Source organism: Brachyspira pilosicoli (assembly GCF_019402445.1).
In the GTDB taxonomy this organism is placed as follows: domain Bacteria; phylum Spirochaetota; class Brachyspiria; order Brachyspirales; family Brachyspiraceae; genus Brachyspira; species Brachyspira pilosicoli_B.
The window spans coordinates 1-315 of the sequence record NZ_SRZM01000396.1; the positions used below are offsets into that span (position 1 = coordinate 1).

The 315-nt window shown below is 18.7% G+C and carries 1 pseudogene; it reads left to right on the forward strand.

The features are described 5' to 3' along the window. Nucleotides 1-315, forward strand: a pseudogene (locus E6A48_RS12030) (glycosyltransferase family 2 protein); the annotation flags it as partial.

A 315-nucleotide genomic window follows, 5' to 3' on the forward strand; every position in this document is an offset into this window, starting at 1 on the left:
TTTTATAGATTCTGATGATTATATATCAAAAGATTATTACGAAAATTTGTATAACACTGCCAAAAAATATGATTCTGATGTTGTGAATACTTTAAATGTTTCTAATGATAAACAAGGTAAGATATATAATTATTGGTGTCATATTGATAACTTTGTGAAAAGAAAGAAATATTATGAATATGAATCTAATAATTTATTTAATAATGTTGATTTGTATTGTAAATATTTAGTAACATTTAATCCTGTTAATAAAATATTTTCAAAAAAATTTATTTTAGAAAAAGATGTTTATTTTATTGAAAATAAAGGAAATGC